Genomic DNA, 19,643 nt, shown 5'->3' on the forward strand with positions numbered 1-19,643 from the left:
CCTCGGGCCGGCCTCAGGGGTGCATCCGCGCACCCTTGAGGACCTTGTCCACCGCGTTGCGCGGCCCGTGGACGGCCATCCCGACCAGATCGAGCCGGTCCCTGCCCACCGCCTTCACGGCGGCCCGGTTCTCCCGGTCGTGGCCCGTTCCGAACAGATCCGAGGTGAACACGGCCGTCGGCAGCGAGCGGGACAGCGCACGGCCGTGCGCGGCGGTCAGCGTCTCCTTCGTCCCCTGGAAGACCAGCACGGGCTGGCGGAACATCGGCAGATAGGCGGTGTCGTCGGCGTCCGCGTACGGCTCGCCGATCACCTCGGGTGACACCGTGCCGAGCCCGCTGACCAGGAAGGCGGTCACATTCAGCCGCTGCCAGGGCTCCAGGTCGTCACGCAGCAGTACGGCGATCTTGGTGTCGAAGCGCACAGCCGGCTTCTCGGCTCCGGTCCGGGTCTCATCCGTGGTTCTCATGCTTCGAGACTCCCCGGTGCGCGCCATCCGCGTCTTGTACGTTCTTGGCGTGATGCCCCGGCAGGAGGTCCGTGCCTGGCGCCCGCCGGTCGCGGGCGTCGTGGAGGTCTTCCACGCCCACTTCACCGAGCACGCGTACCCCATGCACGTCCATGACGCCTGGACCCTGCTGATCGTCGACGACGGCGCTGTCCGCTACGACCTGGACCGCCACGAACGCGGTACCCCGGACGACACCGTGAGCCTGCTCCCGCCGCACGTCCCGCACAACGGCTCCCCCGCCACCCCGCACGGCTTCCGCAAGCGGGTGCTCTACCTCGACATGACGCAGCTGGACGAGAGCTTCATCGGGCCGGCGGTGGACGGCCCGGACCTCACCGATCCCGTCCTGCGCGGACATGTCGGGCGGCTGCACACGGCCCTGGCCGGCCGGGGTGACGAGTTCGAGGCGGAAAGCCGTCTGGCGCTCATCGGCGAGCGCCTGCGCGCGCACCTGCGCCCCGGGCCGGCCGCCGGCGGCGCGGTGCCCGGCCCCGGCGTCGCCCGGAATCTGCGCGACCTCCTCGACGAGCGGCTGCTCGACGTCGTCACCCTGGAGGAGGCCGGGCGCCTGGTCCACGCCCACCCCACGCACCTCGTACGGGCCTTCAGCGCCGCCTTCGGCATCGCGCCCCACCAGTACGTGACGTCCCGCCGTGTCGACCTGGCCCGCCGTCTGCTCCTCGACGGACAGCCACCGGGCGAGGTCGCGACCGCCGCCGGTTTCTACGACCAGCCCCACCTCACCCGGCACTTCAAGCGGATCGTGGGCACCACCCCGGGCCGGTACGCCCGTACCGGAGCCGGATCCCGGTGGGAGGGGTCAGCCGAACCGGTCGAAGAGCCCCGCGATGTACTGCTCCAGCCTTGAGGTGAGCACACCCGGTGTCAGGTCGGACCGCCCCAGCTCACGCCAGGGAACGGCGACCTTCTCCGCGTCCGGGGCGAAGGCCAGTGCGTCGAGCAGCCGCCAGTACAGGTGGTCGGCCCGGTTGCCGGACAGCTGACCGCCCGCGGCGGTGTACAGGTCGGCGAAGCGGAGGCCGGCCCGCGGTCCGTGCAGCAGCGCGAGCGCCGTCGAGCAGTGGGCGACGTCCAGCTCCGCCGGGCCCCATGATGTCTCGACCCAGTCGACGACACCGCTGATGTGCAGACCGGCGCCGTCCCCGGCGAACAGGACGTTGCCGGGGTGGAAGTCCCGGTGCAGGAACCGGGGTTCGTGCACCGGGGGCCGGCCCCCGATGACGTCCACGGCCCGCCGCCACAGCTCCGGCCGGCCGGTGCGCCCGGGGAGGCGGACGTGGTCGGGTGAGGTCCACGCCTGGTACGGGCGGGGGCGCGTCTCCTCGGTCACCTCGATGTCGTGGACGCGCACCAGCTGCCGGGCCAGGAGCCCGGCGCGTGTTCCGGCGCCCTCGTCGCCGAGGCGCACCTCGCCGGGGAGCAGGGACATCAGCAGCGAGGGGTGGTCGCAATGCTCCCCGGCCGCGTCGACGGCCCGCAGCTCGGCCACGGGCACATCCGTACCCCTGAGCAGGGTGAGGACCGCCGCCTCGCGGGCGAGCAGCGCTTCCGCGTGCCGGAGGTAGAACGGTTTCACGAAGGAGCGCAGGACCAGCGATCGCCGGCCGTGCGGCCCGTCGATGCCCAGACGACGCGTCTGCGAGGTCCACCCACCGCGCAGACGCTCCACGTCCCCGACGCGCTCCCCCGGGGGCAGGCCCTTCTCCACCCACGCCCGTGTAGCGGCCCAGTCCTGACCGTCGCTGTCCGCGCCTCTCATGCGCACAGCGTACGAAGTGACGGTCTCCTCGGCCTTCGCCGGGTCGAGTTGTGTCCGGCCGTCCTCCCGGTGGGCGCTCGCCGGACCGATCAGATCGGCCGACGCGCCCAGGCCGGCGGCCCTGCTTCCGGCCGGCCCGGGCTCGCTCACGGTCCCGCCGTCAGCGCGCTCGCGGTGCCCTGACGCCTTGTCCGGCCGCCGTCCTCGCCCGCAGCAGATTGGGGTCGGTGGCCGTGGTGTAGGCGGCGCTGAGTACGTACACCTGCGTGCCGTGCAGTGCGACGGAGGTGGGGTTCTGCAGTCCGTCGCCGGCGTCCAGAACGGTGGTGTGGGTGCCGTGGGAGTCGATGCTCACGACCGTGTTGGGGCCGTTGAGGGCGGCGAGGACGTCGTCACCGCGACCGGTGAAGGCGAAGTCGTCGATGCCGGCCAGGCCCGATGCCCTGACCTGCGGCGCTCCCGCGCGGTTTCCGGGGCGGATCGGTATGCGCAGGAGGGTGCCCCGGTCGAGGTTGGTCACCCACAGCGCGCCGCCGTGTACTTTCGCGCCGTTGGCCCCGAGGAAGCCGGTCGAGGCCAGCTCGGGAGCGGTGGACCACGCGGTGGGTGTGCCGCCGGTGGTGGGGACGGTCCACACGGTGCCGAGTACCGAGTCGGTGATGTAGAGCTGGTTTGCGTGCTCGTCCAGTGCCAGCCCGTTGGGCAGGCCGTCCGCGGGCAGTGCGGCGATCCGCTCCGCGGCCTGCCCGGGGCGCAGCCGCCACAGGCCTGTCAGGTCGGCGGTGCCGGTCGCGTACAGCACGTACACGGTGCCGTCGAGGCCGTGGACGATGCCGGTGGCCAGTGGGAAGCCGAGAACGGGTGTGTGGACTCCGCCGTCGGCGGGTGCGGGCAGCGTCGCCAGGACGCGTGTCGCGCCGCGCGGGGTGACCTGGGCGACCTGACGGCTGGCGGCGAAGGTGATGTCGGCCGTGCCGTCGGGCAGCACGGTGATGTTCTCCGGCATCTGGCCCGCGGACAGGTCGAAGTGGGTGGCGACCCGTACGTCGCTCAGTTGTCCGCCGGGGGACGCCGCCGGGTTCGCGTCGGCGGGCGTGGCCGCCGTAAGGGCGGCCGCGGCCAGCAGGACGGCCGACAGGGTGATCGTGGTGTTTCGCCGGGACATGGTTCCTTCTCTGTTTTCGGGCATGCGGCAGCCGCGGTGCGGTGCCGTGGTCGAGGGGCTCGGTTCAGGTGGTGCGGGGTTCGGCGCCGTGGCGTGGCCGGACCGCGTCGTCCCGGGGTGCGGTGGCGTGGGTGAGCAGGGTCAGGGCGGTCGCGGAGGGGGAGCCGGGTTCGGCCGTGGCCACCACCAGGGCCGGGCCGTCTCCTTGGGGGCTCTGCAGCGTCTGCTGGGTGACGGTCAGCGTCCCGACCAGGGGGTGGCGCATCTCGTAGTCGGCGACATCGCAGGCCACGATCTTGTGGTCGGCCCACATCGCGGCGAACTCCGCACTGCGCATGCTGAGTTCGCCGATCAGTACGGCCAGCAGCCGATCGTCCGGGTGGCGTCCGGCCGCCAGGCGCAGGTTGCCCACGACGGCCTGGGCCTTGGCGGGCCAGTCGCTGTAGAGGTCACGGGTGTGCGCGTCGAGGAACACCAGCCTGGCCATGTTCGGCCGCTGTCCCGGGGTGTCGGGGCCGGCCGGGTCGAGATGGCCGGCGAACAGGGCGTGTCCTTGACGGTTCCAGGCCAGGACGTCGCTGCGGCGGCCGACGACGACGGCCGGGGTGCCCTCGATGGCGGCCAGCAGCGCGCCGGTCGCCGGGGTGATGTGTTCGGCGCGCGGCCGGCCGGCGGGTCCGCCGCGTCCGGGTGCGCGGGCCAGGGCGTGCAGATGGGCGCGCTCGGCCTCGTCCAGTCGCAGGGCGCCGGCTATGGCGTCGAGTACTTCGCGTGAGGCGTTGCGTGACTGGCCCTGCTCCAGCCGCGTGTAGTAGGGCGTGCTGATGCCGGCGAGCATCGCGAGTTCCTCGCGCCGCAGCCCCGGTACCCGGCGCCGCTCGCCGTAGGTCCGCAACCCGACGTCTTCGGGCCGTAGTTGGCCCCGGCGTGCCTGGAGGAAGTCGGCGAGGTGCCCGTGCTTGTTCATGGAGCCGAGTATGTGCGGCGCCGGCGATCCGCGCCTCACCCCGCCGGGGTGGGTATCGGCGGGGTCTGGCTCGCCCCGGCCACGTTCTCCAGGATGAGCCGCGTACCTCTTCGTCCTCGTTCGGGAGAATCCATGAGCTGCGCCCCCGCCCCCGTCCCCGCCCCCACCCCTGCCGGTGCCCCTGCCCCGCGGCACCCGCTCGCCGGGCTCGATCTGGCTCCCTTCACCTTCACCCGGCGGTGCTGGGTCGACGCGGCGCCGGACGCCGTCTACCGCCTCGTCAGCGACGTGTCACTGATCGAAAGATGGAGTCCGAGCGCCGACGCGGTGAGTTACGCGCCGGGCGACGGTCCGCGGGTCGGCGCCAGGTTCAGCGGCCGCAACCGCAGGGACGGGCGCGAATGGGTGTCCCGTTCCGAGGTGGTGCGGGCCGATCCGGGCTCAGCGTTCGCCTTCGTCGTCGGCGGGGCCGAGGACGGCATCGTGCGCTGGAGCTGGAACTTCCGCGAGCAGGGCAGGGGCAGCGTCGTCGAGCAGTCCTGGCGGCTGCTGCGCACCGATCCGGTCCTGGGCGACACCCGTGAGGACGTCGAGGCGTTGCGGGACCACATGGCCGACAGCGCGGAGGCGACGCTGCTCGCGCTGGCCGAGTGGATCGCCGGCCGCCGCGGGTGAGGGTGGGGCTGGGGGTGGGTACGCGGCTCAGCCCGTCCGGCCGTGCTCCCGCCCCTGCCCCTGCCCCTGCTCCCGCTCCTGCTCCTGCCCCTGCCCCTGCCCCTGCTCCTGCTCCTGCTCCTGCGGCTCGCCCGCGTCCTCCCGGGCCGCCGCGCCGGCGTTACGCTCGGCGAGCGGGGCGAGCCGGGCGGCCGCGCTGTCGACCAGTTCCAGGTCGGCCTTCGTATGGGCGATGGCGGCGTCGATGAGGAGGCCCACCAGGGGGTCGCCCACATGGGAACGGCGCAGCCGCGTCAGGCCGGCGAGCTCCGAGAGGTAGGCCTGGCGTTGAGCCGTCACGAGGGCGGTGAGGGCCTGCGGGCCGAGCGATGAGGCGCCGAACAGCTTCAGGAACAGTTCGTCGCGGAACCCGCCGGTGCGCACCCACGCCCCGGTCGCCCACTCCCCCAGCTCCTCCCGGCCGGCCGGGGTGAGGGTGTACCGGGTCTTGTCGGGCCGGTCCGACTGCGTCACCTGGGATCCGGTGACCCAGCCGTCGCGGACCAGGCGGTCCAGAATCTGGTAGAGGTGTCCGATGTTGAGCCCTCCCCACTGGGGGCCGACGGCCTCCTCGAAGCGCCCCTTCAGCTCGTACCCATGGCTCGGTCCCTCGTTGAGCAGCGCGAGCACCGCGTGATGCAGTGGCATTTACACACCTCCCTAGATTGTGACAATGTACTCCTGCATTGCCACAATCTAGAAGAGGTGGGGAACGCCATGGGCGTGAGACTGCGCGGCGTGACCCGCCGATATCCGGGGCTGACCGCTCTGCACACCGTCGATCTGGAGATCCAGGACGGCGAGGCCGTGGCGGTCACCGGTCCGTCGGGGTCCGGGAAGTCCACGGTGCTGCATCTGCTCGGCGGCATGGACCGGCCGGACGAGGGGACCGTCGAGGTCGACGGCAGCGAACTGACGGCACGTCAACTCGATGCGCACCGGCGCCGGATCGGGTTCGTCTTCCAGCGCTTCCACCTGCTGCCCGCACTGACCGCCATCGACAACGTACTCGCGCCCGTACTGCCCCGCCGGGTGGACTTCGACCGGCGGGCCCGCGCGACGGAGCTGCTGGAGGCCGTGGGCCTGGCGGAGCGTGCCGACGCGCTGCCGTCCGAACTCTCCGGCGGCCAGCGTCAACGGGTCGCGATCGCAAGGGCGTTGATCAACCGGCCCGGGCTTCTCCTGGCGGACGAACCCACCGGCAGCCTGGACAGCGTGACCGGCCGGGAGATCATCGACCTGCTTCTCTCGCTGCGCGAGCGCTACGGCATGACGATGCTCATCGCGACGCACGACACCGAAGTGGCCGCGAGCTGCGACCGGATCGTCCGCCTGCACGACGGCAGGATCGTGGCCGACGACCGGGTGGCACCGGCCACCGACCTGCTGAACCGGCTCGGGGGCCTGCGTCCGTGATCGCCATGATCTGGTCCCAGCTGTGCCGCCGGCGGAGCCGTGCGCTCGCCCTCGCCGCAGGCATCCTGGTGGCCGCCACCAGCTTCACCCTGCTCACCTCCACGGTGACCACGAGCCAGGCCCGGACCACCGGGATCGTCGAGGGCAGCTCCCGGTCCGCGTACGACATCCTGGTCCGTCCGCCCGGTACGGAGACCACCATCGAACGCGAACGCGGCCTGGTGCAGGCCAACTTCCTGTCCGGTGTCTTCGGCGGCATCACCCTCGACCAGTACCGCCGCATCAAGGACATGGCCGGGATCGACGTCGCCGCTCCGGTCGCCAACATCGGGTACCTGATGGTGAACAGCACCGTCCCGGTCGACGTGTCGGCGTTCCTGGACAGCCGGGCGCCCGCCCAGCTGCTGCGCATCACCCCGACGCTGGCCGCGGGGCTGGGCACGTACAAGGTGGCCGACCAGTACGTCTATCTCACCCGCAACCCGGTCGCCGGGTACAAGAAGTTCAGCAGGACCACCTGGCCCGGCCTCCAGCACGAGAAGACAGCCGGCCGCAAGTACGCGGTCTGCTGGTTCTACAACGAGGACAAGAGCGGGCAGTCGACCGACCTCACCGGCGCCACCCTGCCCCGGCCCATGTTCGACTGGAACCCCCTGCCGGACTCGCCGTACTCCCACGACGCCCGCTCGCGCATGACCTGCGCCTCGGGCAAGGGGAAGGCCACCGCGCAGATCCCGGTCACCTTCCCCGTCCTGCTGTCGGCGATCGATCCCGGTGCGGAGGACCGCCTCGTGGGGCTGAAAGGCGCCGTCACCTCGGGCCGGATGCTCACCGCGCTCGACCGGCCCGTCTGGGGCACCGACGTCTTCGACCTGAACCCGGTCGCCGCCGAACGGCAGCACGACTACCAGGTACCGGTCATGCTCAGCAGCCACTCCCCCGCCACCGGCACCTTCAGCGCCACCGTCGAGCGGCTCGACGCGGGCGACCCGGCCGCTCTGCCCGCCACGTTGGGCAGCCCGGGTGCGCACGACTTCGTCAACGGCCTGCACGGTACCGACGTCGGCAAGGTCACCGCCGACCTCAGCGCGGGCTTCCGGTCCGTCAGCTCCGTCTACGGCTTCGACACCACGGACTACTGGACGGTCGGCCCGGTCGACTACCGCAGCACCAAGGACGGCGCCCTGGCCGTCCGGACACGGGCCGCCCAGCCGCCCGGCATCTGGAAGACCAACATCAACGACACGCTGGTGCCGTACGTCCCCGAGGAGAACACCGGCACCCAGTTCCGGACCGTCACCAGCCACCCCTCGACGAGCTGCCTGGGATCGAAGACCTGCCAGTACGAGGACAGCGGACGTGCCCCCTATCCGGTGCTGAATCTCGTCGGCCGCTACGACCCGGACCGACTGCACAACTTCTCCACGCTCTCCCAGGTCCCCCTGGAGACCTACCGGTCCGCCGAGGTCACCGGCGCGGACCCGGCCGGCCGGGCCGCCCTGGACAACCAGCCGCTGCGACCCGATCGCAACCTCGGCGGCTACCTCAGTCCGGCGCCCGCCCTGCTCACCACCCTCGACTCGATCTCCGCCTTCACCCACAGCCGCCGCGAGCCCAGCGCGCAGGAGAAGGCACCGGTCAGCGCCATCCGCATCCGGGTGGCCGGCGCGACCGGCGTCGACCCCGCCTCCCGGGCCCGGGTCAACGCCGTCGCCGGCCAGATCCGCGCCGCCTACCCGCGACTCGACGTGGACATCACCATCGGCAGCTCACCCGCGCCGCAGACCGTCGTACTGCCCACCGGCATCAAGGTCAGTGAGCGCTGGGTGGCCCAGGGCGTGGCCCTGCGGATCCTGCGGGCCGTGGACACCAAGAGCGCCGTGCTGTTCGTGCTGGTGCTGGTGGTCTGCGGGCTCTTCCTCGGCCAGGCCGCCCTGGCCTCCGTACGGTCGCGCCGGACCGAGATCGGCACGCTGCGCTGCATGGGCTGGAGCGCCCCCGAGGTCCTCCGGCTGATACTCGGCGAGCTGACGGTGATCGGCCTCGGAGCGGGCGCCCTGGGCTCCCTGCTCGCCTACGCTCTGGGCGCCTGCTTCGACCTGTCCGGCGCAGCGGTGAAGGCGGCCCTGGTCCTGCCCGTCGCCCTGCTGCTCTCCCTGGCCGCGGGGACACTGCCCGCCTGGCGGGCCACCCGCATGGGACCGCTGGACGCGGTCACGCCCCCGGTCACCCCGAGCCGCCGGGCGGTCCCCGTCCGCTCGGTCGCCGGCCTCGCGGTGCGCAATCTGCTGCGCACCCGCGGCCGGACCCTGCTCGGCGCGGCCGGGCTGGCGCTCGGGGTGGCGGCCTTCACCGTGCTGCTCTCCCTCACGCTCGCCTTCCGCGGGGAGGTGGCCGGTTCACTGCTGGGCAACGCCGTCGTCGCCCGGGCCCGCACCGCCGACTACCTGAGCGTCGCCCTGTCCCTGCTGCTCGGCGCCGCGGGCGCGGTGGACGTACTGGTGCTGTCCCAGCGCGAGCGCGCCGCCGACCTCGCCGTACTGCGCGCCACCGGCTGGACCAACCGCGAACTGGCCCGGCTCACCCTCTACGAAGGTGCCGGCCTCGCCCTCCTGGGCGGCCTGACCGGGGCCGCCGCCGGACTGATCACCGTCCTGAGCATCGGACAGGGCCTCTGGGAGGGACGGCTGCCCGCCGTGGCCGGCGCCGCCCTGCTGGCCACCCTCGCCGCGATCGGCCTGGTCTGCGGCGTCCTGGCCGTACCGATCCGGGCCCAGTCCCGGACCGCCCCCGCCAGACTGCTGGCAACGGACTGAGCGGTCCGGTAAGTTGCCGATCTTCGAGGGTCAGAGGCCTCCGGAGTCCCCGAACGCGATCACCATGACCAACCCCGGCCGGCCCGACGAGCACAGCACCTACACCGGCGAACAGACCAAGGACCCCGTCAACGACGGAGCCATCCCGTACATCGACATCAGCCGGACCGAACCGGTCCCGGCACCGGACGATCCCTACGAGAGCCCGCCCAACTGGCCGCGCGGCTCAGCCCGCGTCGGCCGCCGCGAAGCTCACCTCCGCCGTGTCGACGGTCCCGCCGGTGCGCCCGGGGGCGCTCTGCCACTGCCAGTAGAGATTGGTGTGCGCGATCACCTGCTCCGGGGGCGGCGCGCCGTACGTGGTGAGGTCCTCCGTCGTGTGCGCGTCGCCCACCAACGTCACGTCGTACCCGCGGACGAAGCCCCCGTGGAGCGTCGAGCGGATGCACGCGTCGGTCTGGGCCCCCGTGACGACGATCCGGCCCACCCCGCGCTCCGCGAGCTGCGCCTCCAGGTCCGTGCCCTCGAACGAGTCGCCGTAGTTCTTGTGGACGAGAGGCTCCGAATCGCGGCGGACCAGCTCCGGCACGTACTGCCAGCTCTCGCTGTCCCGCTTGAGACCGTCGTCGGCATGCTGCACCCAGACCACGGGCACATCCTCGGCGCGGGCCTTGTCGATCAGGGTGTTGATGTTCGCGATCACGCCGTCGCGGTCATGGGCGTCGGCCACCACGCCGTTCTGCACGTCGATGACGAGCAGCGCGGTGTTCGGCCGATCGGGCAGGGTCGTCATGGGAAGCTCCTGTTTTTCGTCACCGGTCCTGCGTCACTCCACAGTAGATCGGGCCACTGACAGTCCTACGGGGTCGCGCGGGCGGTACGTCAGGCGCCGCGGTCGCCGGCGCACTTCACTCCGGACGACCCGACCCCGTCCCGGCACGCCATTCGGGCGCGAGTACCGACCAGATCTCGGTGTCCTGCCGTACGCCCCGGTAGGGGTAGTCCTCACGCAGGACACCGTCGCGGCTCATACCGAGCCGCTTGGCCAGATTGATGCTCGGGGTGTTCTCGGAGGAGACATGCCACTCCACGCGGTGCACTCCACGCTCCTGGACCGCCCAGTCGATGATCACGCGTGCCGCGCGGGTGACCAGGCCGCGTCCGGCGGCGGCCGGTTCCAGCCAGCAGCCCGCCTCGCAGGTGCCCTCTGCCGCGTCGAAGAGCCGGAAGAGGACTCCACCGACGAGGAGGCCGTCGAGCCGGATGCCATAGAGCCGGCCGGTGTCGGCGGCGGCCTTGTCGGCGTACGACTGGAGCCAGTTCCGTGCGGAGTCGAGGTCGGTCACGATGTCGGGGAGCCCGACGTACCGCCCGATGTATTCGCGACCGCGCTCCATGTGCGCGAGGAACTCCTCGGCCTGCCAGGGCTCAAGCGGCCGCAGCTCGGCTCCGTCGCCCAGGGAAATCGCGAACATACTCATCCTCCGATGGCCGTACGTGGTGCCTGAAGCCTCGCACAGCCACCGCCCCGGGCCCGCTGAGTGGCACAGGGTGCGACCAAGTGCTCCGCCGTGCGGCCCCTGAGCCGCTGCCGTCCGCGTGGCCCGCTTCGATTGATCGCTACCGACACCTACCGTTTTCAGCCATCGCTGTTGCAGACTGTCCGAAGACGGCCTTTCGCACATCCCCCCGGATGAGGCGGTGCCGTCAGCTCCACGCCATGACCCCTGGCGCGTCGAGCGACTGGGCCGTCCGCTCCCCAGGACGGCCCAAAGTCATGCCCAGCAGCCCGCAGCCGGACGGACCCGGTGAACCCGCCCGGTCACCGCACTGAAGCGTGTCCTGTCGAGCACCTGAGTGCGCTCATGACCTGCCGGGTCAGAGCAGTCAGGAGGCACATCCGGACAGCGGACGGTGCCGTCCACCCCGCTGACGAACACATCGACCGACAGACTCATGACTTCAGTGGAGCAGACCGCCGACCCGTCCGGCCAAAGGGGGCCCTGACGAGTCCGAATCGCGTTCGCGGAGCATCAACCCGCGCATCGCCCGCAGGTGTACGGAGCCCTCCGAGCGGCTGGGCCGTCGCCGTTTGCCGAGAGCCGTCGTGCGAACCATCATGACCGTCATGGCGCGACCGAGGCAGATCATCGGGTGTGGAGACTTCGTCCTGCGACGCTGGCGGGGGCAGAGCGACTTCGCCCCGGCATTCAAGCTGATCGAGGAGTCCGTGGACCACCTGCGCCCCTGGGAGCTGTGGGTGGCCCGTCACAGCGAGGAGAACACCCGGGACTTCCTCGCGAAGTCCGAGTCGAAGTGGGCAAGCGGTGACGTGTACAACTACGCCATCGCCAAGGACGGCAGTCTCATCGGCATGTGCCAGACCTACCGCGGGGCCGAGCCTCAGGGCTGGGGCATGGGGTACTGGCTGCACCCCGCCGCCACCGGCCGGGGCATCGCCACAAGAGCGACAGCGGCCATGGTCACCGAGATGTTCACCCTGCCGGACGTGGAGTACCTGGAAATCTCGCACGATCTGGCCAACACCTCCAGCGCCGCCGTACCGCGCCGGTTGGGCTTCACCGAAGTGCGGCGTGGACAGGCAACGCCGCCCGCGGCTCCCTCTGGCAGCGGGATCGACGTGGTCTGGCGGCTGTACCGCCCCGGAGTTGATCGAGGGGACCAGTGACCAGGAGGCGGCCCGGCGTTGCCGGGTGACCCGGACATCGGCGAGCCGCCGGCCGCCCGCGGCGGGCCCCGCGCGACTGCGAACGCCGGGGCTACGGAGTCGCCACCCAGGTATGGACGGCGCCGGCGAGTGACGCGAGTACACCGATGGCCACCAATGCTTTCACTCCGGCCAGGGCCAGGCCCACCTGCGCGCTGTGTGGAGCGCCTGTTCGCGTTCCACCAGGCGTAGTGATTCGAGCGCGAGAGTGGTCGCCAGTCGCTCTTCGATGATGTCAACCGGATCCGCGTTCGGGCGGTGCTTCCCGAAATTCAGCGGAGCGACTCTCGTGTGCCAGCATGAGCCGGTGACGGAACCGCTGCTGCAACCCGCCGGCGTCAGCCTCCTGGAGGTTCGCCGACTCCGCCTGGTCGAGGCCGCCATGCCCTCGGTGTCGCCCGAGGACCGGCTGGCCATGGACCGCGTGTGGGACGAGGCGGTACGGGCCAACCCGAGCCTGTTCGACGGGCCCGCGGTGGCGTGCGCCGGGATGGCCATGGAGGGGCCGGACGACCTGGTTCTCACCTGGGCGAGGAGCACCTACCGGCACCGGGCCCTGCGCCAGGTCCCGGGCGTCACCTCGTGGCTGCGCTCGCTGTTCGTCGCCGTCGTGCAACCGACGCACGACGGGGGGCTGCTGGTGGGGCGGATGTCGTCGTGGACGGCCGCTGCCGGTCGCTGGCAGCTGCCGGGCGGGTCCGTCGAACCGCCGGATGACCACGAGTCCCTCGACGTGGCCGCGTTGCGCGGGCATGCGGCTCGGGAGCTGGTCGAGGAGACCGGTATCGACACCAGGCCCGACGACCTGGCCCTGTGGGTTGTCACGCGCGCCGAGAACGGCAACATCGGTGTCCTGTTCCTGGCTCCACGGCTGCCGGCCTCGCTGGTGCACGAACGATACGCGGCCCTGGTTTCCTCGGAGACAGCGCAGGGCCGCGACCCGGAACTGGACCGGATCGCCTTTGTCGGCTCCACCGCCGAACTGGCGGGCCTCGGCGGGCCGCACGTGGACTACCTGGAACCGGTCGTTCGCCGGTACGCGGAGACAGCTCTCCGGCGCGATACCTGACGGTGCCGCCGACTCTCCCAGGCACAGCGTGCACGAGCCCGGGCCTTCGCCGACGGACGACCGGCCGGCAACGGCAACGGCAACGGCAAAGACGGATTTCGCGGATACCAATGGACACGAAACGAAGCGAGCCCAACGGCTGCGCCCCGCCTCACTCGTAGACCCGGCATCGCGATCGGGGCGGCCCGCGCCGCGAACGTAATACACCGTCCCCGAGATCGTCAACAATCCTGCTTTACTCATTGCGAACACATAGGTTCGCCGGATTGGCACCCCTCACCGGGGCCGCGAGGTGACTCACCCTCAGCAAGCCCTGCGCCGACGCGCGTTCGAGGAAACGGTCTCCGACCGCAACGCCTGAGAGGACACAGGAAAGTACGGAGTCAGGAGTTACTCATCCACCGGACCCCTTACTCTGAATGGGGAGAGAAGTCTCACCCGACAGGAACATTCCGTTCCACCCGTGCGTATGATCTCTAGGCCGTTGCAGGCCGCAGCGGTTGTGCCCTGCCGGTGACCCCGTCACCGCGGACGGGGCGCGTTCCTCCCTCCATTCGCGACCTCGGCTTCTCCGTTTCATCACCGTGGCCGCGAACTGATGAAAGGCCGATGACATGTCTCAAAGCCAGATCCAGGCAACAGAACTGACGTCGCATTACATCTCCCAGGTCACCGGCGACCTTGAGCGCAATGCCAAGGAACAGGAACGCATTGGTGCCGACATCGAGGCCCTGCAGGAGCAGTTGCATGCCCTGCGGCACGACCACACCGTGCTGGTGAGCATGCAGCAGGCGCTCGGCGGTTCGGGTACCGCGGGCGTCGCGGATGTCACGGCGGTATTGCCCGCCGCGCAGGAACTCACCACGGCTGTGCCCTCCGTGCCTCAGCAGACCTCCGTCGAATCCAAGCGGAGCAGGGCGAGGAAGGCAGTCGGCACGAGCGCGAAGAAGACGGCGCCCAGGAAGCCCGAAGCCAAGAAGCCCGAGGTCGGGAAGCCCGAGCCGAAGAAGGCCGAAGCCAAGAAGCCCGAGCCGAAGAAGGCCGAGGTCGGGAAGCCCGAGGCCAAGGCGGCGAAGGCCGCCGCCCAGCCGACCCTTGTCGAGCTGATCCGCGGCCACCTGGAGCAGCAGAGCGAGCCGCGCTCCGCGGCGGAGATCTCCGCCGCGCTCACGCAGACCCACCCCGACCGCTCCATCAAGATCACCGTCGTGCGCACCACCCTCGAAGGGCTGGTCGCCAAGAGCCACGCCCACCGCACCAAGCAGGGCACTTCCGTCTTCTACACCCCCGCCACCGCCTCGACCCCGGCGGCGGCCGAGCCGAAGCCGGAGGCATCGGCCGGCTGAGCGCGGGGCGGCCATGGCGGACCGGTCGACTCATGCCAGGTCGCCCTCGGGGAGCAGCGCGGTCGAGCGGACGACCAGGGGCCGCGTGCCTATGGTGATCGCCAACGACAGCACGGCGACGACAGCCATGGCCGGCCCGGGTCGCAGGTACTGGGCGATCGCGCCGCCGATGCCTGCCCCCAGGCCCTGCCAGGTCATGCGCCCCGCTGATTCGACGCCCTGGACCTGGCCCAGGACGCTGTCCGGGGTGAGCTCGATGAGTTGTTCCTGCAGGGGCAGCGTGGCCGCGAACCCGGCGCCGGCCACGAACACCGCTGCCGCGGCGAGGACGACCGACGGACGGACGGCGAACACCAGATAGGGCGCGGCGAGGACGACGCGCAGCGGGAAGGCGGCCCGGCGGCGCTGACCAGCCGTCAGAACGCGCCCGACGACGAGGTCGCCGAGCAGCATGCCCGCCGAGCCCGCCGCGAGGAACAGCCCCGCGTGATGTCCGTCGTAGGAGATGAACAGCGCTTCGCAGCCGACGATGAGCCCGTTGGGAACCCAGAGGTTGAGCAGCAGGGCCCGCTGCCCGCGATGCCGGACCAGCGCCAGGTTCGTGACCCATGTCTGGCGCAGTCCGGGCCTGGGGGTCATACGGATCGAACGTTCCCGTACGGACGTGGCGACCGCCGTCAGGCTCATGGCTGTCAGGCCTGCGCTGATCACGAACACCCCCTCCGGTGAGGTGTGTTGTACGAGGACCGCCGCGACGGCGTAGCCCATGACGGACATCCCGCCGGAGGTGATGTTCATCAGTGACCGCGCCATCGCGTATCCGGATGCGGGCACCACCTCGGCGAGCAGCCCGAGCCGTGCGCCGGTGCTGAGTGACTGGAAGAAGCCCAGGAGGAGCAGAAGCCCGAACCGGGCCGCCAACGGCAGCCCCGGGACGGCCTGCGCGGCGACGCCGAGCAGCGACACCGCCTGCAGGCTCAGGATGAGGCGCCGCGGGTGCCGTCCGTCGGCGAGCGACATCAGTGTGAGCGCCCCCAGCACGGTCGCCAGGGTGGCCCCGTACATGCTGATCGCGGTCAGGAGCGGTGAACCGGTGCGCCGGCTCACCAACGTTCCCAGGGCGAAGCCCGACAGTGTGCCTGCGGCGACGGTCAGGGTGAAGCCGGCGTACAGGGCCCCGAACTCACGATTGCGCAGCAGCGCTGCGTATCCGCCGGGGCGATCCGACATGGACTCGGGAGAGGTTGAAGGCATGAAAAAAGCCTCCGGCGACCGCGAGGGCGGGGCCGAAGGCTGAAGACACCGCATTCTAGCAGTCATGCGCGTCCCGCCGCCGGGCGCCCGGCCCGGCGGGTGCCTTGGAGCTCCCTCAGGGCACCGTCAGCACGAGTTTGCCCGCCGTGCGGCCTGTCTCGCCGGCCCGGTGGGCCTGCGCCGCCTCGGCGAGCGGGAAGGTCCGGGCGACCGTCGGGGAGAGCGCCCCTGCCGCTGCCAGCCGGGCGATCGCGGCCATCCCCGCCTGGTCGTGCTCCACCAGCATCGACGCCGTCCGTACGCCCTGCCGGGCCGCTGCTTCGGCCAGTTCCCGCAAGCCGTAGGGCAGGAGGGTCACCAGGATGCCGCCGGGCCGCAGGGTGGCCAGTGAACGGTCCCGGGTGTCGCCGGCCATGGTGTCCAGGACGATGTCGACGTCCTTGACCACGGCTGCGAAGTCGGTGGTGCGGTAGTCGATGACCTCGTCCGCTCCCAGGGAACGCACGAAGTCGTGCTTGCTCCGGCTGGCCGTGCCGATGACCTGCGCGCCGCGCTCCTTGGCGAGTTGGACGGCCAGATGGCCGACGCCGCCGGCCGCCGCGTGGATCAGGACCCGTTGGCCGCTGCTCAGGTGCGCGGTGTCCACCAGGGCCTGCCAGGCCGTGAGCCCGGCCAGCGGAAGCGCGGCGGCGTGGATGTGGTCGAGTGAGGGCGGCTTGCGGGCGAAGGCCCTGGCGGGGCCGGTGACGTACTCGGCGTACGCGCCGGCGCCGGAAGGGTAGGGCAGCATCCCGAAGACCTCGTCGCCGGGCACGAACAGGGTGACCCCCAGGCCGACGGCCTCCACCACTCCGGAGACGTCCCAGCCCAGGACGTACGGCGGCTCGCCCAGGAACAGACGCATGGCGCGGTGCTTCCAGTCCGTCGGGTTCACCCCGGCCGCGCGCACTGCCACCAGGATCCGGCCGGGCCCCGGGAGGGGGCGCGGCACCTCGATCTCCCGCAGCACCTCGGGGCCGCCCAGGACGTCCTGGCCGATCGCGCGCATGGAGGCGGCAGCGGGAGCGGTACGCGTGTTGTCCGTCATGTGACCAGCCTCGTCATCCGGCCCCGGGCGGGCAATGGCCACGAGGACAACAACCGCTAGGATCGTGCCATGTCCCGCGGTGCCTCCTCCCATGCCGTCCGTGCCACCCGCCCGGCGGTGCGCTCACCGGACCTGGCGCCCCGCCGCGACGCCCACCGGGTCGCCGTCCTCGCCCTGGAGGGTGTCTATCCCTTCGAACTGGGCATCCCCAAGCGGGTGTTCGGCTCGGCCGACGGACGCTACGAAGTCCTCACCTGCACGGCCGACGGTCAACCGGTGCGTACCGACTCCGACTTCGGCATCGCCGTCGAACACGGCCCCGAGATCCTGGAGACCGCGGGCACGGTCGTCGTCCCGCCGTACTCTCTCCGCCGGATCGGGCACGAGAGCACGCCGGCCGTGCGAGCCGCCCTCGCCCGCATCGCGCCCGGTGCCCGTGTCGTCTCCATCTGCACCGGCGCCTTCGCCCTCGCCGCCGCCGGGCTCCTGGACGGACGGCCGGCCACCACACACTGGGCGCTGGCCGACACCTTCCGGCGGATGTTCCCGCGGGTGGCGCTCGACCCGGATGTGCTGTTCGTCCACGACGGCGACCTGCTCACCTCAGCGGGCGCGGCCTCGGGCATCGACGCCTGCATCCATCTTGTCCGCCAGGACCACGGCAGCGAACTCGCCAACACCGTGGCCCGGCTGTGCGTCGTACCGCCGTGGCGCGACGGCGGCCAGGCCCAGTTCATCGAGCAGCCGCTCCCCCGGCCGGGAACGGCGAGCACCGCGGCCACCCGCGCCTGGGCGCTGGAACGCCTCACCGTCCCGCTCACCCGCGCCGAACTCGCCGCCCACGCGGGCATGAGCGGCCGGACCTTCGCCCGCCGCTTCCAGCAGGAGACCGGTACCAGCCCGGGCCGCTGGCTCGTCGAACAGCGCGTTCAACGCGCCCGCCGTCTGCTGGAGACCACCGGCTGGCCGGTCGACCGCATCGCCGGCGAGGTCGGCTTCGCCACAGCCGCCTCCCTCCGTCACCATCTGCACGCCTCGATCGGTGTCTCCCCCCTCACCTACCGGCGTGCCTTCGGTGCGACGCACACCGGCCGGCCGGCCAGGGCGGTCAGTAGTCCTTGAGGGTGAGGGCGTCGGTGACCTGGCCGAAGTCCTTGGTCTCGATCTCGGCGATGGTCTCGCCCTGGGCGGCGCCGCTCTGGGCCTCGACGCGGGCCTTGTTGGTGAGGGCGAGCCGCTGGTTGTCCGCCACGTAGCCGCGCAGGGCGTCCTGGTAGGCGGGGAAGGCGGCGCGGTGGTCACCGTGTGCGGCTTTCAGCTCGCCGGCCAGCACATAGGCGCCGACCATGGCCATGCTGGTGCCCTGGCCGGACAGCGGGGAGCCGCAGTAGGCGGCGTCGCCGAGCAGCACCACACGCTCGCGCCACCACTGGTCCAGGTGGATCTGGCTCATCGAGTCGAAGTGGAAGTCCGTCGCGTCCCACATGTACCGGAGTGCCCGGGGGAACTCCCAGCCAACGCCGGCCAGGTGGTCGTGGACGAGCTTCTTCTGCGCCTCGGTGTCGCGGTAGTCGTAGTCGAGGGGCTCCGGCGCCTCGAATCCGGCGAAGACCCGGAGTTCGGCGTTGTCGCGGGCCGTCATGATGGCGCCGCCCGCGGTGCCGCCCTGGTGCCAGACCTGCCAGCGGTCCAGCCCGAGGTAGTTGGGGGCGGTGAAGACCGAAAGGTAGGTGCCGAGATGGGTGATGTACTCGGACTCCGGGCCGAAGGCCAGTCGCCGGGTGTTGGAGTGCAGCCCGTCGGCTCCCACCATCAGGTCGAAGGTGCGCGGGGCGGCGTTCTCGAAGGTGACATGGACGCCGTGGGCGTCCTGGACGAGGGCGGTGACGGAGTCGTCGAAGAGGTATTCGGTACGGTCGGCGGCGCCGCGGTGGAGCAGGCGGCACAGATCGTCGCGGAGGATCTCGACATCCGGGGAGGCGAAGTCGCCCCCGCTGATGGTGCCTTCGGTGGTGCGGTAGAGCTCCTCGCCGCTCGCGTCGACCATCGACATGCCGCGCATGTGGGTGGCCAGGCCGCGCAGTTCGTCCAGTACGCCCATCCGCTCGGCGACCTCCAGTGCCGGGCCGCGTACGTCGACCGCCTGACCCCCGGGCCGCAGGGCGGGGGCCCGCTCCACGACGGTGACCTGGAAGCCGTACTCGGCCAGCCAGTACGCGAGGGCCGGGCCGCCGATGCTGGCTCCGGAGATGAGGACGGTGGTGTTCTGCATCGCGAGCTCCTGGTGAGTGCGGCACGGGCCTGCCCCGTGCGCCTGTCAGAAACTCCCGGAAGCCCCGCACCACTCGCTGACCGTTCGCTGACGGACGTCCGCTCAGCGGGCCCCGGGGCGCGTTCCCCGGGAAGGCCGTACGCTCCCGGCATGACCGACATGACCTGGGCGCAGGTGCTGGCGGCCGGACAGGCCGATCCGACCCTGACTTTCGCCCGCCGCACCTGGCAGCAGCCGGGCAAGTACGTGTGGATCCAGCCCCCCGCCGTCATCACGGCCCCGGACGGCCGTACGTATCCGCTCTGCGCCACCGTCTACTTCAAGGACGTCGACGATGTCGTCAAGCCCTACTTTCCCAGCATGAACGCCATGACCCAGGCCAGCGACTGGTACATGGGAGTCTCCGGCCAGGACCGGTGACAGCGGTTGCGGCACCGCGGTCGCTCACCGGGTCGCGCGTCCGCCGGCCGCACGTGTCCTGGGTCGCCGGACGGACCCGCTGAGCCGACCCGGGCGGC

19 protein-coding genes are annotated in these 19,643 nt (G+C 71.5%); 9 read left to right on the top strand and 10 right to left on the bottom strand.

The features are described 5' to 3' along the window. Positions 1–13: 13 nt before the first annotated feature. Positions 14–469, bottom strand: a complete 456-nt coding sequence (locus RWE79_RS03495) for a DUF2000 family protein (RefSeq protein WP_475938514.1) — start codon at positions 467–469, stop codon at positions 14–16. 52 nt (positions 470–521) lie between these two features. Between RWE79_RS03495 and RWE79_RS03500 the strand changes: the two genes are divergently transcribed. After that, positions 522–1,379 (top strand): helix-turn-helix transcriptional regulator, encoded by an 858-nt coding sequence (locus tag RWE79_RS03500; protein ID WP_475945570.1) that lies wholly within the window; start codon positions 522–524, stop codon positions 1,377–1,379. Here RWE79_RS03500 and RWE79_RS03505 read toward each other — a convergent pair. The 3 genes from RWE79_RS03505 to RWE79_RS03515 form a co-directional block, all read right to left on the bottom strand. Next, positions 1,332–2,291 carry a phosphotransferase family protein gene (locus RWE79_RS03505; RefSeq protein ID WP_475945572.1) on the bottom strand — a complete coding sequence of 320 codons (960 nt, stop codon included), beginning with the start codon at positions 2,289–2,291 and terminating at the stop codon, positions 1,332–1,334. The genes RWE79_RS03500 and RWE79_RS03505 overlap by 48 nt on opposite strands. Before the next feature lie 160 nt (positions 2,292–2,451). Next, positions 2,452–3,456: an NHL repeat-containing protein gene (locus RWE79_RS03510; RefSeq protein ID WP_475938515.1), complete on the bottom strand. Its 1,005-nt coding sequence runs from the start codon at positions 3,454–3,456 to the stop codon at positions 2,452–2,454. Positions 3,457–3,520: 64 nt separating this feature from the next. Then, the gene (locus tag RWE79_RS03515) at positions 3,521–4,423 is read right to left on the bottom strand and encodes a helix-turn-helix domain-containing protein (protein WP_475938516.1); all 903 of its coding nucleotides are present in this window, start codon (positions 4,421–4,423) and stop codon (positions 3,521–3,523) included. 132 nt (positions 4,424–4,555) lie between these two features. Between RWE79_RS03515 and RWE79_RS03520 the strand changes: the two genes are divergently transcribed. Beyond that, entirely contained in the window at positions 4,556–5,098 is a 543-nt protein-coding gene (locus tag RWE79_RS03520; protein WP_475938517.1) for an SRPBCC family protein, read from the top strand. A gap of 27 nt (positions 5,099–5,125) precedes the next feature. Here the strand turns inward: RWE79_RS03520 and RWE79_RS03525 are convergent, their stop codons facing one another. After that, entirely contained in the window at positions 5,126–5,785 is a 660-nt protein-coding gene (locus RWE79_RS03525) for a PadR family transcriptional regulator (RefSeq protein WP_475938518.1), read from the bottom strand. Between the two features lie 69 nt (positions 5,786–5,854). On the opposite strand from RWE79_RS03525, the gene RWE79_RS03530 reads away from it, so the two are divergent. Beyond that, positions 5,855–6,553, top strand: coding sequence for an ABC transporter ATP-binding protein (locus tag RWE79_RS03530; RefSeq protein WP_475938519.1), 699 nt, complete (start codon positions 5,855–5,857; stop codon positions 6,551–6,553). Between the two features lie 5 nt (positions 6,554–6,558). Next, entirely contained in the window at positions 6,559–9,369 is a 2,811-nt protein-coding gene (locus RWE79_RS03535; RefSeq protein ID WP_475938520.1) for an FtsX-like permease family protein, read from the top strand. Between the two features lie 226 nt (positions 9,370–9,595). Here the strand turns inward: RWE79_RS03535 and RWE79_RS03540 are convergent, their stop codons facing one another. Continuing rightward, positions 9,596–10,162 (bottom strand): cysteine hydrolase family protein, encoded by a 567-nt coding sequence (locus RWE79_RS03540; RefSeq protein ID WP_475938521.1) that lies wholly within the window; start codon positions 10,160–10,162, stop codon positions 9,596–9,598. A gap of 115 nt (positions 10,163–10,277) precedes the next feature. Then, positions 10,278–10,844, bottom strand: coding sequence for a GNAT family N-acetyltransferase (locus RWE79_RS03545; protein WP_475938522.1), 567 nt, complete (start codon positions 10,842–10,844; stop codon positions 10,278–10,280). Between the two features lie 653 nt (positions 10,845–11,497). On the opposite strand from RWE79_RS03545, the gene RWE79_RS03550 reads away from it, so the two are divergent. From RWE79_RS03550 to RWE79_RS03560, 3 genes are all read left to right on the top strand, one after another. Beyond that, positions 11,498–12,058 carry a GNAT family N-acetyltransferase gene (locus RWE79_RS03550; RefSeq protein WP_475938523.1) on the top strand — a complete coding sequence of 187 codons (561 nt, stop codon included), beginning with the start codon at positions 11,498–11,500 and terminating at the stop codon, positions 12,056–12,058. A 346-nt stretch (positions 12,059–12,404) separates the two neighbouring features. After that, the gene (locus RWE79_RS03555; RefSeq protein ID WP_475938524.1) at positions 12,405–13,166 is read left to right on the top strand and encodes an NUDIX hydrolase; all 762 of its coding nucleotides are present in this window, start codon (positions 12,405–12,407) and stop codon (positions 13,164–13,166) included. A 614-nt stretch (positions 13,167–13,780) separates the two neighbouring features. Beyond that, on the top strand, positions 13,781–14,512 hold the full coding sequence (locus RWE79_RS03560; RefSeq protein WP_475938525.1) for a hypothetical protein: 732 nt from the start codon (positions 13,781–13,783) through the stop codon (positions 14,510–14,512). Positions 14,513–14,542: 30 nt separating this feature from the next. On the opposite strand, the gene RWE79_RS03565 is transcribed toward RWE79_RS03560, so the two are convergent. After that, on the bottom strand, positions 14,543–15,742 hold the full coding sequence (locus tag RWE79_RS03565) for an MFS transporter (RefSeq protein WP_475938526.1): 1,200 nt from the start codon (positions 15,740–15,742) through the stop codon (positions 14,543–14,545). A 139-nt stretch (positions 15,743–15,881) separates the two neighbouring features. Continuing rightward, positions 15,882–16,853, bottom strand: a complete 972-nt coding sequence (locus RWE79_RS03570; protein WP_475938527.1) for an NADP-dependent oxidoreductase — start codon at positions 16,851–16,853, stop codon at positions 15,882–15,884. A 69-nt stretch (positions 16,854–16,922) separates the two neighbouring features. On the opposite strand from RWE79_RS03570, the gene RWE79_RS03575 reads away from it, so the two are divergent. Beyond that, complete coding sequence (locus RWE79_RS03575; protein ID WP_475938528.1) at positions 16,923–17,975, top strand: GlxA family transcriptional regulator; 1,053 nt, start codon at positions 16,923–16,925, stop codon at positions 17,973–17,975. Here RWE79_RS03575 and RWE79_RS03580 read toward each other — a convergent pair. Beyond that, positions 17,962–19,125 carry an FAD-dependent monooxygenase gene (locus tag RWE79_RS03580; RefSeq protein ID WP_475938529.1) on the bottom strand — a complete coding sequence of 388 codons (1,164 nt, stop codon included), beginning with the start codon at positions 19,123–19,125 and terminating at the stop codon, positions 17,962–17,964. The genes RWE79_RS03575 and RWE79_RS03580 overlap by 14 nt on opposite strands. A 150-nt stretch (positions 19,126–19,275) precedes the next feature. Between RWE79_RS03580 and RWE79_RS03585 the strand changes: the two genes are divergently transcribed. Next, on the top strand, positions 19,276–19,545 hold the full coding sequence (locus tag RWE79_RS03585; RefSeq protein WP_475938530.1) for a Thoeris anti-defense Tad2 family protein: 270 nt from the start codon (positions 19,276–19,278) through the stop codon (positions 19,543–19,545). The last annotated feature ends 98 nt before the right edge of the window (positions 19,546–19,643 follow it).

The organism is Streptomyces sp. RLA131, assembly GCF_056270125.1.

Excerpts from the sequence above, each read along its gene's own strand:
- RWE79_RS03545 (WP_475938522.1), bottom strand. The coding sequence starts at position 10,844 with ATGTTCGCGATTTCCCTGGGCGACGGAGCCGAGCTGCGGCCGCTTGAG.
- RWE79_RS03540 (WP_475938521.1), bottom strand. The coding sequence starts at position 10,162 with ATGACGACCCTGCCCGATCGGCCGAACACCGCGCTGCTCGTCATCGAC.
- RWE79_RS03535 (WP_475938520.1), top strand. The coding sequence starts at position 6,559 with ATGATCTGGTCCCAGCTGTGCCGCCGGCGGAGCCGTGCGCTCGCCCTC.
- RWE79_RS03510 (WP_475938515.1), bottom strand. The coding sequence starts at position 3,456 with ATGTCCCGGCGAAACACCACGATCACCCTGTCGGCCGTCCTGCTGGCC.
- RWE79_RS03515 (WP_475938516.1), bottom strand. The coding sequence starts at position 4,423 with ATGAACAAGCACGGGCACCTCGCCGACTTCCTCCAGGCACGCCGGGGC.
- RWE79_RS03570 (WP_475938527.1), bottom strand. The coding sequence starts at position 16,853 with ATGACGGACAACACGCGTACCGCTCCCGCTGCCGCCTCCATGCGCGCG.
- RWE79_RS03550 (WP_475938523.1), top strand. The coding sequence starts at position 11,498 with ATGGCGCGACCGAGGCAGATCATCGGGTGTGGAGACTTCGTCCTGCGA.
- RWE79_RS03580 (WP_475938529.1), bottom strand. The coding sequence starts at position 19,125 with ATGCAGAACACCACCGTCCTCATCTCCGGAGCCAGCATCGGCGGCCCG.
- RWE79_RS03575 (WP_475938528.1), top strand. The coding sequence starts at position 16,923 with ATGTCCCGCGGTGCCTCCTCCCATGCCGTCCGTGCCACCCGCCCGGCG.
- RWE79_RS03520 (WP_475938517.1), top strand. The coding sequence starts at position 4,556 with ATGAGCTGCGCCCCCGCCCCCGTCCCCGCCCCCACCCCTGCCGGTGCC.
- RWE79_RS03585 (WP_475938530.1), top strand. The coding sequence starts at position 19,276 with ATGACCGACATGACCTGGGCGCAGGTGCTGGCGGCCGGACAGGCCGAT.
- RWE79_RS03500 (WP_475945570.1), top strand. The coding sequence starts at position 522 with ATGCCCCGGCAGGAGGTCCGTGCCTGGCGCCCGCCGGTCGCGGGCGTC.
- RWE79_RS03565 (WP_475938526.1), bottom strand. The coding sequence starts at position 15,742 with ATGTCGGATCGCCCCGGCGGATACGCAGCGCTGCTGCGCAATCGTGAG.
- RWE79_RS03530 (WP_475938519.1), top strand. The coding sequence starts at position 5,855 with ATGGGCGTGAGACTGCGCGGCGTGACCCGCCGATATCCGGGGCTGACC.
- RWE79_RS03495 (WP_475938514.1), bottom strand. The coding sequence starts at position 469 with ATGAGAACCACGGATGAGACCCGGACCGGAGCCGAGAAGCCGGCTGTG.
- RWE79_RS03560 (WP_475938525.1), top strand. The coding sequence starts at position 13,781 with ATGTCTCAAAGCCAGATCCAGGCAACAGAACTGACGTCGCATTACATC.
- RWE79_RS03505 (WP_475945572.1), bottom strand. The coding sequence starts at position 2,291 with ATGAGAGGCGCGGACAGCGACGGTCAGGACTGGGCCGCTACACGGGCG.
- RWE79_RS03525 (WP_475938518.1), bottom strand. The coding sequence starts at position 5,785 with ATGCCACTGCATCACGCGGTGCTCGCGCTGCTCAACGAGGGACCGAGC.